Annotated in this window: 21 protein-coding genes and 1 tRNA gene; 8 read left to right on the forward strand and 14 right to left on the reverse strand. The window is 58.7% G+C overall.

Annotated features, from left to right (window positions below):
- Positions 1-4: 4 nt before the first annotated feature.
- The 5 genes from NCN06_RS07980 to NCN06_RS08000 all read right to left on the reverse strand — a co-directional run bounded on the left by NCN06_RS07980 (position 5) and on the right by NCN06_RS08000 (position 4,949).
- The gene (locus NCN06_RS07980; protein WP_226397915.1) at positions 5-1,693 is read right to left on the reverse strand and encodes a cytochrome c oxidase subunit I; all 1,689 of its coding nucleotides are present in this window, start codon (positions 1,691-1,693) and stop codon (positions 5-7) included.
- Positions 1,694-1,701: 8 nt separating this feature from the next.
- Entirely contained in the window at positions 1,702-2,637 is a 936-nt protein-coding gene (locus NCN06_RS07985) for a cytochrome c oxidase subunit II (RefSeq protein WP_250398841.1), read from the reverse strand.
- Positions 2,634-3,254, reverse strand: a complete 621-nt coding sequence (locus NCN06_RS07990; protein ID WP_166016724.1) for a DUF2231 domain-containing protein — start codon at positions 3,252-3,254, stop codon at positions 2,634-2,636. Before NCN06_RS07990 ends, NCN06_RS07985 begins: the two co-directional genes overlap by 4 nt.
- Entirely contained in the window at positions 3,251-3,751 is a 501-nt protein-coding gene (locus NCN06_RS07995) for a DUF2231 domain-containing protein (RefSeq protein WP_115024278.1), read from the reverse strand. The genes NCN06_RS07990 and NCN06_RS07995 overlap by 4 nt, the downstream gene beginning before the upstream one ends.
- A 112-nt stretch (positions 3,752-3,863) precedes the next feature.
- Entirely contained in the window at positions 3,864-4,949 is a 1,086-nt protein-coding gene (locus tag NCN06_RS08000; RefSeq protein WP_250398842.1) for a calcium/sodium antiporter, read from the reverse strand.
- Between the two features lie 83 nt (positions 4,950-5,032).
- Here NCN06_RS08000 and NCN06_RS08005 point away from each other — a divergent pair, with 83 nt between their 5' ends.
- The 3 genes from NCN06_RS08005 to NCN06_RS08015 are packed head-to-tail and all read left to right on the forward strand — an operon-like array spanning position 5,033 to position 7,998.
- The gene (locus NCN06_RS08005) at positions 5,033-6,682 is read left to right on the forward strand and encodes a SulP family inorganic anion transporter (protein ID WP_250398856.1); all 1,650 of its coding nucleotides are present in this window, start codon (positions 5,033-5,035) and stop codon (positions 6,680-6,682) included.
- Positions 6,675-7,721, forward strand: coding sequence for a dihydroorotase (gene pyrC, locus NCN06_RS08010; protein ID WP_226398425.1), 1,047 nt, complete (start codon positions 6,675-6,677; stop codon positions 7,719-7,721). The genes NCN06_RS08005 and pyrC overlap by 8 nt, the downstream gene beginning before the upstream one ends.
- Entirely contained in the window at positions 7,696-7,998 is a 303-nt protein-coding gene (locus NCN06_RS08015; RefSeq protein ID WP_226398426.1) for a thioredoxin family protein, read from the forward strand. The genes pyrC and NCN06_RS08015 overlap by 26 nt, the downstream gene beginning before the upstream one ends.
- A gap of 7 nt (positions 7,999-8,005) precedes the next feature.
- On the opposite strand, the gene NCN06_RS08020 is transcribed toward NCN06_RS08015, so the two are convergent.
- Positions 8,006-8,094: transfer RNA gene (locus NCN06_RS08020), tRNA-Leu, on the reverse strand.
- Between the two features lie 39 nt (positions 8,095-8,133).
- Between NCN06_RS08020 and NCN06_RS08025 the strand changes: the two genes are divergently transcribed.
- The 3 genes from NCN06_RS08025 to trpA are packed head-to-tail and all read left to right on the forward strand — an operon-like array spanning position 8,134 to position 9,593.
- Positions 8,134-8,385, forward strand: coding sequence for an NAD(P)H-quinone oxidoreductase subunit L (locus NCN06_RS08025; RefSeq protein WP_226398427.1), 252 nt, complete (start codon positions 8,134-8,136; stop codon positions 8,383-8,385).
- A 1-nt stretch (position 8,386) separates the two neighbouring features.
- Positions 8,387-8,743: a DUF3007 family protein gene (locus NCN06_RS08030; protein WP_115023559.1), complete on the forward strand. Its 357-nt coding sequence runs from the start codon at positions 8,387-8,389 to the stop codon at positions 8,741-8,743.
- A gap of 34 nt (positions 8,744-8,777) precedes the next feature.
- Entirely contained in the window at positions 8,778-9,593 is an 816-nt protein-coding gene (gene trpA, locus NCN06_RS08035) for a tryptophan synthase subunit alpha (protein ID WP_226398428.1), read from the forward strand.
- Positions 9,594-9,698: 105 nt separating this feature from the next.
- Here trpA and NCN06_RS08040 read toward each other — a convergent pair whose 3' ends face one another.
- Complete coding sequence (locus tag NCN06_RS08040) at positions 9,699-10,070, reverse strand: AbrB family transcriptional regulator (RefSeq protein ID WP_226398429.1); 372 nt, start codon at positions 10,068-10,070, stop codon at positions 9,699-9,701.
- Between the two features lie 97 nt (positions 10,071-10,167).
- On the opposite strand from NCN06_RS08040, the gene NCN06_RS08045 reads away from it, so the two are divergent.
- Positions 10,168-10,437 carry a YciI family protein gene (locus NCN06_RS08045; RefSeq protein WP_226398430.1) on the forward strand — a complete coding sequence of 90 codons (270 nt, stop codon included), beginning with the start codon at positions 10,168-10,170 and terminating at the stop codon, positions 10,435-10,437.
- Here NCN06_RS08045 and NCN06_RS08050 read toward each other — a convergent pair.
- On the reverse strand, positions 10,413-10,769 hold the full coding sequence (locus NCN06_RS08050; protein WP_502988831.1) for a c-type cytochrome: 357 nt from the start codon (positions 10,767-10,769) through the stop codon (positions 10,413-10,415). The genes NCN06_RS08045 and NCN06_RS08050 overlap by 25 nt on opposite strands.
- A 19-nt stretch (positions 10,770-10,788) precedes the next feature.
- Entirely contained in the window at positions 10,789-11,022 is a 234-nt protein-coding gene (locus NCN06_RS08055; RefSeq protein WP_250398843.1) for a DUF3136 domain-containing protein, read from the reverse strand.
- 89 nt (positions 11,023-11,111) lie between these two features.
- Between NCN06_RS08055 and NCN06_RS08060 the strand changes: the two genes are divergently transcribed.
- Positions 11,112-11,633, forward strand: a complete 522-nt coding sequence (locus NCN06_RS08060) for a Nif11 domain/cupin domain-containing protein (RefSeq protein WP_250398844.1) — start codon at positions 11,112-11,114, stop codon at positions 11,631-11,633.
- A gap of 496 nt (positions 11,634-12,129) precedes the next feature.
- Here the strand turns inward: NCN06_RS08060 and NCN06_RS08065 are convergent, their stop codons facing one another.
- The 5 genes from NCN06_RS08065 to NCN06_RS08085 all read right to left on the reverse strand — a co-directional run bounded on the left by NCN06_RS08065 (position 12,130) and on the right by NCN06_RS08085 (position 14,631).
- Positions 12,130-12,621, reverse strand: coding sequence for a phosphate-starvation-inducible PsiE family protein (locus tag NCN06_RS08065; RefSeq protein ID WP_115023551.1), 492 nt, complete (start codon positions 12,619-12,621; stop codon positions 12,130-12,132).
- A 5-nt stretch (positions 12,622-12,626) separates the two neighbouring features.
- On the reverse strand, positions 12,627-12,872 hold the full coding sequence (locus NCN06_RS08070; protein WP_226398433.1) for a hypothetical protein: 246 nt from the start codon (positions 12,870-12,872) through the stop codon (positions 12,627-12,629).
- 40 nt (positions 12,873-12,912) lie between these two features.
- On the reverse strand, positions 12,913-13,233 hold the full coding sequence (locus NCN06_RS08075; RefSeq protein ID WP_250398845.1) for a hypothetical protein: 321 nt from the start codon (positions 13,231-13,233) through the stop codon (positions 12,913-12,915).
- Positions 13,234-13,270: 37 nt separating this feature from the next.
- On the reverse strand, positions 13,271-13,636 hold the full coding sequence (locus NCN06_RS08080; RefSeq protein WP_115023545.1) for a YkvA family protein: 366 nt from the start codon (positions 13,634-13,636) through the stop codon (positions 13,271-13,273).
- Between the two features lie 68 nt (positions 13,637-13,704).
- Positions 13,705-14,631, reverse strand: coding sequence for a sigma-70 family RNA polymerase sigma factor (locus NCN06_RS08085; protein WP_226398435.1), 927 nt, complete (start codon positions 14,629-14,631; stop codon positions 13,705-13,707).
- Positions 14,632-14,663: the final 32 nt, after the last annotated feature.

Consider the following 14,663-nt stretch of genomic DNA (forward strand, 5'->3'; position numbering starts at 1 on the left):
CGGTTCAGGCCTCCTGGGAACGGCGCACGTAGAACTCCTCGTCTTCGACGAGGGGGTGGCCGAGGCCATAGCCGTAGGGCTCGCTGATCACGGTGGGGATGTCGTCCTCGAAGTTTTCGGCCGGTGGTGGTGAGGGCAGCAGCCATTCCAGGCCGATGGCTCTCCAGGGGTTGGGGGGAGCCTGCGGCCCCCGGGCCCAGGAGCTCACCATGTTGAGAATGAAGGGGATCGAGGCGACGCCGAGCATGAAGGCACCGATGCTGGCGATCACATTCCAGATGGCGAATTCAGGGTCATAGGAGGCGACCCGGCGCGGCATCCCCAGCAACCCAGCCCAGTGCAGGGGCAGCCAGTTGAGCGTGGCACCGATGAAGGTGAGTACGAAGTGAACCTTGCCGAGCCCCTCGTAATACATCCGGCCCGTGAATTTGGGGAACCAGTGGTAAATCCCGGCGAACACACCGAAGCCGATCGTGTTGAAGATCACATAATGGAAGTGGGCCACCACGAAGTAGGTGTTGCCCACGTGAATGTCGATCGGCACGGTGGCCAGCATCACGCCGGTGATCCCGGCGAAGATGAAATTAAACAAGCCACCCAGGCAGAACAGCATCGGTGTGTTCAGGCGCAGATTGCCTTGCCAGAGCGTTCCCAGCCAGGCGAACACCTTTACCCCTGTGGGAACGGCGATCAGCATCGTGGTGAACATGAAGATATGGCGCATCCAGTTCGGCGTGCCGGTATAGAACATGTGGTGAGCCCACACGATCAGGCTGAGGAAGGTGATGCCGAAGGAGGCGATCGCCACGAATCGATAGCCGAACAGTGGCTTGCGGGCATACACCGGGAAGAGTTCGGAGAAGATGCCGAACACCGGCAACACCAGCACGTACACAGCTGGGTGGGAATAGAACCAGAAGAAGTGTTGAAACAACACCGGATCACCCCCGCCTTCAGGTCGGAAAAAGCTGGTGCCGAAGCTGAGGTCGAACAGCAGCATCACCGCACCACCGGTGAGTGCCGGCAGCCCCACGAGTTGGATGGTCTGGGCGGCCCAAGCGGTCCAGACAAACACCGGCATCTTGAAAAAGCCCATGCCGGGCGCACGCATCCGGATGATTGTCGTCACGAAATTGACGGCACCCATGATCGAGGAGATGCCCGATAGAGCTACCGCGAGGATCCAGAGGAATTCACCATTGATGAAGTGCCCCAGAGGGTTCTGCAGACTCATCGGTGGGTAAGACCACCATCCAGATGACGCCGGCCCACCGGGTGCGAAGAAGCTGCCCATCAACACCGCGGCAAACACGGGCACCAGCCAGAAAGCGGCCGCATTGAGCTTCGGGAATGCCATGTCTGGCGCGCCGATCATCGTGGGGATCAACAGGTTGTTGAAGCCATTGAGGATTGGAAAAAGGAACAGGAACAGCATCACTGTTCCGTGCATGGTGTACAGGCCGTTGTAGACGCTCGGATCCACCAGATCGGCTGGAGGCGTGATCAGTTCACCACGCACAATCATCGCCAGCAGGCCTCCCACCAAAAGGAAAAACAAAGACGTGGCGATGTATTGGATGCCGATCACCTTGGCGTCGGTGTTGAAGCTGAAGAAGCGCTTCCAGTTATCCGGGGCCCCCGGGACGGGGTGGGGAGCCTTGAGGATGCGCGGGTCGTAGTTCGTGGATGTCATGGCGCGTCTCAGGCGTCGTGGGGGATGGAGGGATCGCCGGGGTCGTTCACCATCGGGGCGGGAGCGGGGGGAACCGTTGCCCAGCCCTTGTCTCCTCGACTGAGACGTCGGTCGTACAGCGGTCGCCCTGGATCGAGGCCGGGCTGTAGTGGCTTTTGGGCTGTGGCTTTCAGCCAGCCTTCGTAGGCCTGCTCGGATTCGACGATGACGTCTGTCTGGTTTTGGGAGAAGTAGGCGCCGCTGAACATGGCGTCCCTCAACCGGAACCTCCCCTCCTTGGTAGGCGTGAGGCTGTAGGAAATGATGCTGCCGGGGATGATGTCTTGCTTCAGTCGAAAGGCCGGCACAAAGAAACTGTGCAGCACGTCTTCTGAGATCAGCCGGAGATTCACCCGTTGATCCACTGGGATGTGCAGTTCCGAACTGCGCACGCCGCTGGGGTAGACGAACTCCCAGCTCCACTGGCGGGCAATCACATCGATTGGTCCGATGTCCGCGGTGGGATCGACTGCAATGAGGGCGGTGGGATCGGTGCCGATGGCGTACTTCTGCTTCGGACCAAGGGTCTGAAGCTTCATGTTCACGTTCATCGTGTAGGTGGCGATCACGAAGACCGTCACCAGCGGAATGATCGTCCAGATGATCTCGAGTTTGGTGTTGCCCTCAATCGGCGCCCCGTCGCTCTCGTCGTATTTGCCGGCTCTGTTGAACAACAGAACCCAGCCCATGACACCGGTGCAGCCAAAGAAAATGAAGGAGCCGATGCCGGTCTCCAGGGCGAATAGATCGTCGACGTAGGACGCTGCGCTGGAGGCCTGCGGTGGGAACCAGCTGTAGGACCATGTCGCCATCAGTTTGGCGATCACAAGATTGATCGCAACAGCGATGCTGATGATCACGATGGCGCCGATGTTCGGGCCGTTTTTGGGGGCGGTGGTGGTCATGGCAATGCCTCCTGCAGATCGGCACCGGAGGCCAGTAACTGGTCTGCGGTGATGTGCACCCCGAAGTCACTGGCCAACCAGGCGCCAAGGCTTCCGTGCAGGCCCATGACCAGCAGCATGGCGGTGCCGCAAAGCAGATACAGCCAGGTCACCTGACGGCCCAAGTCCTTGCGCCAAACAAAACGTTGGTAACCCCGCCAGATGGTCATGGCCACGATCACCAGCAGAATCGCGACGCCACCGATGGCATGCCAGAGCATCGTGTCGATGGCGGTCTGGCCGAGGATGCTGCGAATGCCCGGTAATGGAACCGCCAACAGCATTTCGTAGAACCCTGCTGCCACGGTGAAGAAGCTGATGCCGCTGCAGGCCACGAGGTTGTACCAGCCCACGTCGTGGAAGCCGCTGCGGGTGACTGGTAGAGCCAGAAAGCGGAACACCCGTTTTTCCAACGGGTAGAACGCACCGGCGAAGTCGAAGGCGATGGCGATCGCAAACAACCCGATGGTCAGATGCACCAGGTTGGGGTGCAGCGGAATCGCGTAGGGAAGGTTGTTGGCGCCGAGGGAGTCGGCAATGTCGTTGATCGGCGATGCGATCGCGGCGAAGAGCGTCACGAGACCACTCCCTGACGGATGGCTTCAACCACGGGGACCGTATGCAGCCCGTAAACCCAGACCAGCTTGTCTCCGAGGTACACCTGCGTGATCACGAGACCCGCCAGCACGACGTCAAAGATGAGAAAGCCCCTGGGCAAGATCGCTGGGTCTTTTTGCCGGGCGACGTAGCGCCAGCTTGTAAGCAGGGCGAGCACACCCGCGAGGGACCAGCCGATGGTGCTGTGGATGTTGAGGATGTCCCGTGACGCGCCATAGGGATTGGCGAGACCGGCTTCCACCTGGCCGAAGATGATGGCCACGAAGATCGCAACAGTGGCGACGATCAGGTTCCAGAAGCTCACCTCAAACAGGTTCTTCTTGCCGCTGATCACACCAATGACGTCGAACACGACCGTGATCAATGCCATCGCGATCACGAAGTGAACAACGATGGGATGGATGACGTCGATCCAGGGAAGATTCTTGTCGTTGAGCGGGGGAAGCAGCTCAAGCATCGGCAAGCCGAGCATCATCTGCCTCAAGGATGAACACGGCTAATCAGGCGGTCATCCCTGGATGAGGAAATACAACTCCATCCGTCTCATCACGGGGAGCGCTCGGATGCCGCTAGGTCCTCGTTCTCCAGAACACCAAGGCCTGGGTCATGATCACGATCATCACAACCGGCAGTACAAGACAGAGCATCAACAGCCGAAATTCATCCGACCAACTGGCCAGAGTTGTTCTCGGTAGAACGTTGTCAACGATGTAGAGAATGTACAAACCCAGCAAAAGCCCCCCTTCCAGTCGGCTGATCCGTCCGCGCGTCCAGAAGATCGGCATGCAGGCCAGGCTCGTTAGCAGCATCACTGGCAGGTCTTCCTGAATTAATTCGGGGCTGACCTCCAGCCCACGGCCAGCGGCGGCCAAGGCTCCTCCTCCAAGCACCAGCAGCAGGTTCAGCAAGCAGCTGCCCACCACATTGCCGATCGCTAGATCGGTGCGCCCCCGCAGGGCGGCAACGAGGGAGGTGATCAATTCCGGCATCGAGGTTCCGGCTGAAACGATCGTCAGACCGATCACCGCCTCACTGACTCCCAGGTAGGTGGCGGCTGACGTGGCTCCGCTCACCAGCACCCTTGATCCGATGGTGAGGATGCCAATGCCTCCGATCAGGCGCAGGACGGCCAGGGTCCAACCGCCGCTCGCCGCGTCCTCTTCGATGTCGGGTTCAGCGCTACCGCTGTCGTCCGGTTGTTCACGGGCGGTGCGGATCTCCCAGATGGTGTTGATCAAGAGTCCCAACAGCAACGCCAGGCCCGCTTGCCAGGTGACCCGTCCTGCGGAGGCCATGCCCCAAACCGCCGCTGAGATCGCAATCATCAGGGGGACGTCCCGCCGCACCAGTCGGCTTTCGACACGCAACGGCAGAACAAGGGCGCTGCTGCCCAGCACCACCATCACGTTGAAGATGTTGCTGCCCACCACATTGCTAACGGCGAGGGCGTCAGCCCCCTGCAGCACTGAACTGAGGCTGACGAACAGTTCTGGCGCGCTGGTGCCCAGTGAAACCACTGTGAGGCCGATCACGAGCTGGGGAATGCCGAAGATCACCGCCATGGCGACGGCCCCCTGAACGAACAGCTCTCCGCCACCGAACAGCAGCCCGATCCCCAGGAGCACTTGGATTGTGGCCTGTACAAATTCAGGCATGGGGAGGGATCAGTTGTGTGTGGGGATTCTGCTTTGTCGTGACTCCACTTAATGTCAGGCGCTGCGGTTCAGTGCCAGAACTTTTGTTGAATCGGATTTCCACAAGCAATCTGCGCGGTGACGCCTTCGGTGGCGTCACCGCCGCGGTGATTGCCCTTCCGATGGCCCTGGCCTTCGGGGTCGCCGCAACGGGCGACCCAGCACCGGGACTTTGGGGAGCCGTGATCATCGGCTTGGTGGCCGCCGTCTTCGGTGGCACACCCACCTTGATCTCTGAACCCACTGGTCCGATGACCGTGGTGTTTACCTCTGTAATCCTGAGCTTCACCGCCACGGCTCCGGACAAGGAAACCGCCATGGCCATGGCCTTCACGGTGGTCATCCTGGCGGGCCTGTTTCAGATCCTCTTCGGCGTGTTCCGTCTGGGTCGATATGTCACCCAGATGCCCTACACGGTGATCTCCGGCTTCATGTCGGGGATCGGAGCCATCCTGGTAATTCTCCAGCTGCCGGCCTTCCTCGGTCAGACCGCATCGGGCGGTGTCATGGGGACCTTGTCCAATTTGCCCGGGTTGATCGCTGGCGTGCAGCCGATGGAGCTGGCTCTGGCCTTGATCACCGTCGCGATCCTCTGGTTCACCCCAGCGAACGTCAAGCGTTTCTGTCCGCCGCAGCTCCTGGCTCTGGTCTTGGGAACGGTTCTGTCGATGACCTTGTTTCAAGACGCTGGCCTCAAGACCATTCCGCCCTTCAATGCCGAGCTCCCCAGCCTGCATGTGCCCACCTTCTCTGGAGGGCAGCTGCGCTTGATGTTCGTTGATGCGGCTGTGTTGGGCATGCTCGGGTGCATCGATGCGCTGCTCACCTCCGTGGTGGCCGACAGCCTCACCCGCACCGAGCACAACTCGAACAAGGAACTGGTGGGCCAGGGACTGGCGAACATCGCCTCGGGTGTCTTCGGAGGTCTCCCTGGGGCGGGAGCCACCATGGGCACCGTGGTCAACATTCAGGCTGGCGGACGTTCGGCCCTCTCTGGAATTGTCCGAGCGGGGATTTTGGTGGTGGTTGTTCTGGCCGCCGCTCCCCTCGCCTCCACGATCCCCCTTGCTGTTCTGGCGGGGATCGCCCTGAAGGTGGGTATCGACATCATCGACTGGGATTTCCTTCAACGGGCCCATCACCTTTCGGTTAAAGCTGCGGTGATCACCTACGGCGTCATTGCGCTCACGGTGTTGGTGGATCTGATTACTGCGGTCGGGATTGGCGTCTTCGTGGCCAACGTCCTCACCATCGATCGGATGAGCGCTTTGCAGTCCAGAAAAGTGAAAACGATCAGCACAGCAGATGACGATGTGGAGCTGACTGAAGAGGAGCAGGTGTTGCTGGATCAGGCCTCCGGCAAGGTCCTGTTGTTTCAGCTCGCCGGCCCAATGATCTTCGGTGTGGCTAAAGCGATCGCTCGCGAGCACAACGCCATCGGCAATTGTCAGGCGGTCGTCTTCGACCTCTCAGAGGTATCCCACCTCGGGGTCACCGCTGCGATCGCTCTCGAGAATGCGGTCAAGGAAGCGATTGAAGAAGGGCGCAGGGTTTACCTGGTCGTTGCAACGGGAAGTACAGAAAATCGGCTTCAGAGGCTCAAGCTGCTTGATCGTGTTCCCAAGAGCCACATCAGCGCCGATCGCCTCGTGGCCTTGCGTCTTGCCGTCAATGGTTTGGCGCTGAATGACTGATCAGATTTCGATCATCGCTCCGGATGATTGGCATGTGCATCTCCGTGACGGCGAGATGCTCACGCATGTTGTGGCCCATACAGCCCGTCGTTTTCGTCGGGCGATCGTGATGCCCAATCTGCGCCCTCCGGTGACCACCGTTGCTTCGGCGCGGGCATACCGCGCGCGTATTCAGGCCGCGTGTCCCGCTGATCTGGAGTTCACGCCGTTGATGACGGCCTACCTCACCGACTCGATCGATCCCTCCGAGCTCGAGACTGGCTTTAGAGAGGGAGTGTTTGCCGCGGCCAAGCTTTATCCCGCCAACGCCACCACCAATTCAGCCGCTGGAGTGACGGATCTGCTGCAGATCGATCCAGTGCTGGAGACGATGGCCCGGATCGGCATGCCGTTGCTGATCCATGGAGAGGTCACGGATGCCGATATCGATATTTTCGACCGTGAGGCGGTCTTCATTGAACGCCATTTGGCACCCCTGAGGGTTCGTCATCCCGAGCTGAAGGTTGTGTTCGAGCACATCACCACCGAGCAGGCTGTGCAGTACGTCAGCTCCGCGGATCACCATCTCGCGGCGACGATCACCCCCCACCATCTGCATATCAACCGCAACGCGATGTTTGCAGGAGGGTTGCGCAGTGATTTCTACTGCCTTCCCGTCGCCAAGCGGGAATGTCACCGTCAGGCCCTACGCCGGGCTGCGACCAGCGGTGACCCCCGCTTCTTTCTTGGCACTGATACGGCACCTCACGAGCGGGCCTCAAAAGAGAGTTCCTGCGGTTGCGCCGGCATTTTCAATGCGCCCTTCGCTTTGGAGAGCTACGCCCAAGTCTTCAATGAAGAGGGTGCCCTTGCCCATTTAGAAGCATTCGCCAGCCTGAACGGGCCAGCTTTCTACAACCTGCCAGCCAACAGCAGCCGCATCACGTTGCAACGGCGTGATCATCTTGTGCCGGAACTTGTGAATGGACTGGTTCCTTTCCATGCTGGAGAGATCCTCTCCTGGGCCGTCGCCGATGCACCTGATCAAGTTCAGCTCTGAAGACTGCGGAACCTGTCACCGCATGAGTCATTACGACGGAAAGGTGGCGGAGGAACTCGGCTGCAGCTTCATTTCCGTGATGCTGCAGGACACCGAGATGTACCGCAAATACCGCAAGATCCTGCTCAAGCAGTACCCCAACAAGGAAGGGATGGGTTGGCCGACCTACCTGTTGGTGACCGATCCCGATGGCGATTTCTCGATCAAAGGGGAACTCAAGGGCGGTATGCCCAAGGGAGATTTCCGCACCAAGCTCGCCGAGTTACTGCCGTCTTAAAAGCGGGTGGTGGGGGCAGGGGGACTTGAACCCCCACAGGCCTTTCGGCCCAAGCGATTTTAAGTCGCGTGCGTCTACCGATTCCGCCATGCCCCCGCCCGGACATCTTAGATTTCCCTCAGCTGTCCTTAGGCCTTGGACCTCTCGTCCCTGCTCCATCAAGTCCCACAGGACACACTGTTGGTTCTTTTGGCCTACGTCGTGCTGGGCGGTCTGTACCTCGTGGTCATTCCGTTAGCCCTTTTCGCCTGGATGAACCAGCGCTGGCATCGGATGGGCAAGCTGGAGCGCCTGGGGATATATGGGATGGTCTTCTTCTTTTTCCCGGGGATGATTCTGTTCGCTCCGTTCCTCAATTTCCGTCTCAGCGGGCAGGGAGACGTCTGAATTGACGCGTGGAAAGGTTCTTCTGATTGGACTCGCCGTCCTCCTGCTGGGAGGGGTTGGGCAAGTGGGCTTTCAAGCTGCGGGCTTTGAAGGTTTCTCGGCAGGGATTGCTGCCCAGACATTGTTGGTGGTGATCGTTGTGGTCTGGACGAGTTCCTACCTGTTTCGGGTTGTGACCGGCCAAATGACCTACATGAATCAGCGGCGTCGCTACCGCGAGGTGTACGACAAGCAGGAGGCTGACGCGCTTCAGGCTCGTTTTGATGCTCTCCCAGAGGAGGAGCAGCAGGCGCTGTTGCGCAAGATCGGAGCGGATGCCTCGGTTGCTTCGGACGGTGACGCCCCCGCCGACTCATAGGCTTTCGAGGTTTGTTCCTGGTCGGTTGACCGAGATGCCCAATCAGCAGTCCTCTTCCATCGCCCAGCGCTTTGAGCAGCTGAAGCAGGACGGTCGCCTCGCTCTGATGCCGTTCCTGATGGCTGGCGACCCTGATCTCTCTGTGACCGCTGAAGTGCTCCTCAGCCTGCAAAGTGCCGGGGCCGACATGGTGGAACTGGGGATGCCCTACAGCGACCCTCTCGCTGATGGACCGGTCATTCAGGCCGCCGCTTCTCGGGCCCTTGCCGCTGGAACCACGCCCAAGGCGGTTCTGAACATGCTGCGGTCCTTGAAAGGGAAATTGCAGATTCCCGTCATTCTGTTTACTTACTCCAATCCGCTGCTGAATGTGGGAATGGAGGCGTTCTGCCAGTCCGCAGCGGAGGCCGGTGCGGCCGGGCTTGTGGTGCCTGATTTACCTCTCGAAGAGGCGGAGCGGTTGTCGACAATTGCAGAGCGATACGGATTGGATCTCGTGCTTCTTGTTGCACCCACCACACCCAAAGATCGAATGGGTCGGATTGCGACATGCAGCCGAGGTTTCACTTATCTGGTGAGTGTCACCGGTGTCACCGGTGAGCGGGCCCAAATGGAAAGCAGAGTTGAAGGGTTGGTCCAGCAGCTGAAACAAACCTCACCCGTTCCTGTCGCCGTTGGTTTTGGAATTTCAGGCTCTGAGCAGGTGCGCCAGGTTCGTGGCTGGGGTGCCGATGGAGCGATTGTGGGAAGTGCGCTTGTGAAAAGGATGGCTGCAGCATCTCCTGGCGAAATCGCTCAGGAGGCTGGTCGTTTTTGCGCTGAATTGCGCGTCGCTGCTGATCAGCCTTAGTGGCCTCCATCACGCTGATGGCATGAAAAAACCCCGACGATGGTCGGGGTTGAAAAGGTCTCGACCAGAGAGAGAACACTTGTGCTCTCAGCACCTGTGGCTGCATCACTCTTCGTCTTCATCACTCCCACCAACAGGCGTCAAACGAATTTGCTTGCGGCCTAGTTTGATTTCAAATTCATCTCCAGGCGTGAGGTCAAGAAGAGCCGTATACGCCTTGCCGATCAGCAAGTTGCCGTTGCCTTGCACTGTGGCCACATAGCTGAGCTTGCGGCCACCTTTGCCGACACCGCCAACACCGCCGCTACCAAGACTGACGCCTTTGGCATCCAAGAGGGCTTCATAGAAAGCGGTGAAATTCAGACGTTCGCTGCCATCCTTTTTGTGGGAAACATAGCCACAGACACGAACCAGATCAGACTTGCTGACATCACCCAGGTCTTTGACTTTATTGAGAAGGTCGCTCCCAGTGAGCATCGCTTTCGTGAGAAATCAACCTTCACAACATAGCGTTTTCTCAATCCGTTATGCCATCCTTTCTACTGAAAAGTTCTTCGGTATTTCATCTTTTGCTATGGCACGTTTCGTCTTGTGGGGCACTTACTGCACGGATGCTCTTTTGAAGCGTGCTCCCTATCGAGATGAACACCTCGCTCGCCTTCAGGGTCTTAAAGAGCAGGGGACGCTTGTCACTCTTGGGCCCACTGAAGGAAGCACCCACGTTTTCGGAATCTTCGAGGCAGACGACATCTCCGTCGTGCGCAAGCTCGTTGAGGACGACATTTATTGGAAGCAGGGAATCTGGACGGCTCTCGAGGTTTATCCCTGGGTCCAGGCGTTCTGAGCCTGCATCAGGATCCATTCCGCCACAAGCTGATCACCATCCGTCCCGAGAACGTCTGCGTATCCGCTCATCTGGCCTCGCCCTTCACGGGCGATGGCTGCGATGGCGTCCACCGTTGCGATGTCATCACGCTCGAGGGTCTTCAGCTTCAGGTTTTTTCCACGGCGAATGATGTTGCCGCCGTTGATGTGGCATCCCGCGCAGTGCTGTTCGAACAACACCGCTCCTTGCTGGGCATCTGGAACGGCAGCGGCAGTGGCTTCAGCTGTTCCGAGGCTCAGCAGCAGTAGCAAACATGCACCAATGCAGTAGCGCAGGACATGGCTCAGCACAGGGATGTTGTGGCTTCGATCAGTCTGCTTGAGCAGGTGATGCCTCCCTTTGGTACCGCTGAATCAGTTCGTCTGGAGAGCGGTAATCCTGAGGAAGGGAGCTGTGCAGTCTTTGCAGGTAATCCCAGCAGACAGTCCGGCGAATGGCGTCTAGGTCGCGTCCATCCGCGACAAGGCGTCTAAGGGCCAAGCAGTAGTTGGAGAAGCCTGCTTCCAGATCGCAGATGGTGAGAGCCTTGGTTGCAGAAGGCATGAAATAGAACGTCAGGATCTTCTGACTTTTGCGCCCATCCCTGAATTGGTCTGTTGTCAGGATCACTATTGAAGCTGTGTGGTCCCCCCATGGCGGAACAGGATCTGATCCGTTTCCTCAGCAAGATCTCCCAACTTCAGTCCCTTGCGGAGCGTGTGCAGCACGACTCCAGCAGTCGTCAAAAGCTGGCGGACTGTGCTGACCACAATCAGGTTGTGCAGCTGGCCCAATCCTGGGGATTCGACATTGGTCGGCGCTGGGGAGAGCGTGACCATGGGCAGGGGGGGGACGCCAATCTGCTGGCGACCCCTTGCCCACCTCCCGGGGAGGAATCAATGCGGGTGCTGGCGTCGGCCGAGACTTGGAGATTGATGCTGATCGCATCGAATGACTACCGATCCCCCAGCGACGAATGGATGGATCAGTCCGAACACGAATGGGTGCTTGTCCTGCGGGGTAGCGCCTGTGTTGCGCTGGAGAACCCCGATCGGATTGTGGATCTCAGCCCTGGAGATCATCTTTCACTTCCGCCCCATCAACGCCACCGGGTCGAGCGCACGGACCCTGATCCTGGAACGCTCTGGCTGGCCCTGCACTGGGATGCCCCTTAAGTCTGTTCAGGCACGCCATTCCAAGGATGGGGTGTTCCGGCCCCAAAAGGCAATGAGCACGACAGCTGATTGCCGTTGCCGTCATCGCTGACGAGAGTGTGTGTATCGAGATCGGAGGTGCCCATGACGGCCGACACTCCACCTGAGCAAATCGCAGAAGCAGACTGACTTTCTGGCCCCTGCTCCAACAGTTTCCACCCATTCGTAAGCAATTCGTCTGGCGCGACAATGAAGAGCGTCAAGCCAGTCGACTCTCCTCTGCATCGTTCGGAGGTGCCCCGCAGGAGAGTTGCTTCACACCTGGACCCCATGGCCCCAGGGTGCCTTGAGCCAGACGCTTCGACCTTTCCTGTCTCAGTTCCATTGCTGGAGGAGTTTTCCCAAGGCATCAGACACTGAATATGAGGTCGATTGCAATGCGCAAACGAGCGAGATAGGCCGTCTTTCCAGCGGGAAGGGCGGCCTTCCTCTTTGGCCCATATCCATCCCTCAGTTGTCAGTCTTGGTGCTCAAGTTTGCTGGCAGACCCACGCCCAAGCCGTGTCTTGGTGGGAGTTGCATTGGCACGTTTGACCAACCAGTAAGCGGCGGAGAGAGAGACGACAGCGATCCCTAGACCAACCAAAAGTTGGGGTTTATTTTCAGCACCTGAAGGCAGCACGATCACTTTCCTGGCCACTGCGGTGAGAGCAGTCACCAGGACCAGTTCGATCTGCACCACATGGCGGCGTAGGTAACTGGTGATGTTTTGCAGCACCTCCAGGGCGATCAAAACGGTGAGCAGATCGCCGAGGATCTTGATGAGATCGTCGCCTAACCACGTCGCCGCTGATCCAGTCAGCAGTTTGGAGCCCAGAGAAATCATCAGTTGGATGATCGCTGCAGCGATCACAACAGAAGTGATCAGGGTCAGAAGTCGGGCGACCTCGCGCTCACCAGCATCAACAAAACCAAGAAATGTTCTCTTCGATCGGGTGGGTCCGCTCACGGGTCTCAGTCGTTGAAGGGGTTGTAGTAAGGCCGTGCTTTGGTGTTGCTGGCCGGGTTAACGACTTTGGTGTCACAGGTCATCGAGCCGTCTTCTGCCGTCACGCAATTCGTGGCCTCGATCTTGCTGTCTTTGTCTGTTGCGCTGCCAGGTCCCCTCAGCCAACCTTCTGTCTGGGCCAGGGCAGACGAAGCGCCGCACACCGACATGGTCAAACAGAAGGTGGCACTAAGGAGTTGTGTAGGCGTCATCGAAGCGATGTCTGAGCCACCACTTTGCCCGTGATGTCCCTTAATCGGAGCAGTCGTCTCGAATTTCCTGCAAAAGCAGATCAAGTTGACCGAAAGGATCCTCCTCTGCTGCTGCGACGCCGTTGCTGTCGGCTGCTGGCTGGCCATGCCATTCGGCTTCGACGCTGCAGAGCCGATCAGCCAGTCCGGACAGTCCGCGCAGCTTGTGTTCTCGTTCCAGCACCTCCAGCAGTGCGGGCATTCGGGTCGACACGGCGCGAAGGTTTCGCCGCAGGTCGGCCTGCGAGCGCCCCTGGTGTTTCAACCAGTCCTTCAGCAGCAGGGTGAGATCTGCTTCAAATTCAGGGGTCCAGCCAGACATCAATCAGCAACTCAGTTCAGCGATTCAGTTCAGCGATTCAGTGCGCAAGGGGAAACCATCGATCCAGTTTGCGGCGAGCTCGCATCCGGATCGACGGGGTGACGTGATTGCTCCAAAGACCCACCATTGCTGAGAGCGCGACCAAATCATCACTGAAACCTGCCACAGGCAGCAGGTCGGGAATGAGATCAGCTGGCATCAACAGATAACTCAGGGCTGCGAGCATCGTCAGTCGCGCTGCTGAGGGAGTCTCTGGGTCAAGCATCAACTCCAGGGCTTCTAGGGCAGGGGCGGCAAGACCCCTGCCAGCCCGCTGCAATAGCCGGCGCAGCAGGCTCTCGTCGATGACTTCCCGTTCAAGCACGTCGGCTTCAACGGTGGTTCGAGCTGCATGGTTGGTCATGCGGAGGGAGCCAGATTGCTTCACTCTCACCACATCAGCTGCAAAGCGCTAGCTGTGTGAGCCGATGTTCAGAGTGTGGATTCCACGAGTCCGTTTTGAATTCCGGTCTTGCGCAGTTTGCGCAGGGCCCGCTGCACCACCTGACGGCAATATTCCCGTGAACAGTTCATGTGGCGAGCCACTTCTGCAAGGGTGCGCCATTCGTTGGTGCCATCCAGCCCGAAGCGCAAGGTCACGACGGTGTGCTCTTTCGGGGTGAGATTGGCTTTGGCCAGCAACGACCAAACCGAGGCTGTGCGCTCAGCGATTTCGGCCCGTTCCATCGGAGGCATCTCCTCGCTGGGCAGCACGTCCACCAGCTCTGAGGGATCGGATTTCGATTTCACAACCCCCTGCAGGCTGACGGTGACGCTGCGAAGTTCACAGGCCAAGAGGTCTTCCACTTCAGCGATGGGGATCTCCATGAACTCCGCCAATTGTTCCCCGGTAGGGCTCAGGCCATTCCTCTGCATCAAGCGCGCCTTGGCCGCCCGCAGCTTGGTGAGCTTTTCGTTCACATTCACGGGAATGCGAATGGTGCGGCTTTGGGTGGAGAGCGCCCTGTTCAGGCCCTGACGGATCCACCAATAGGCATAGGTCGAAAAACGATGGCCGCGGGTGGGGTCGTATTTCTCCACAGCACGGGTCAGCCCGAGTGTTCCCTCCTGAATGAGATCAAGAAGATCCAAGCCCTTGCCCTGATAGCGCTTCGCCAGATTGACGACCAGGCGAAGGTTTGAGGTGATCATCTGATTCTTGGCCCGTTCTCCACGGCGAATCACTCCTTTTTCTTTATCGCTGTACTCACATGCTGGGCCACTCCCGCCAGCAAGATGACAGCGTTCGGTGATGGCAACCATCGCTTGAACCTTCCTCCCCATCATCAGTTCTTGCTCTGGGGTGAGCAGCTGATGGCGACCAATTTCGCCGAGAAAAGCACTCAGAGAACTCGTCATCATGACGATACGGCTGAATTGAACCTAGAACC

Origin of the sequence: Synechococcus sp. MU1648, assembly GCF_023630615.1 — a bacterium.
GTDB lineage: Bacteria > Cyanobacteriota > Cyanobacteriia > PCC-6307 > Cyanobiaceae > Parasynechococcus.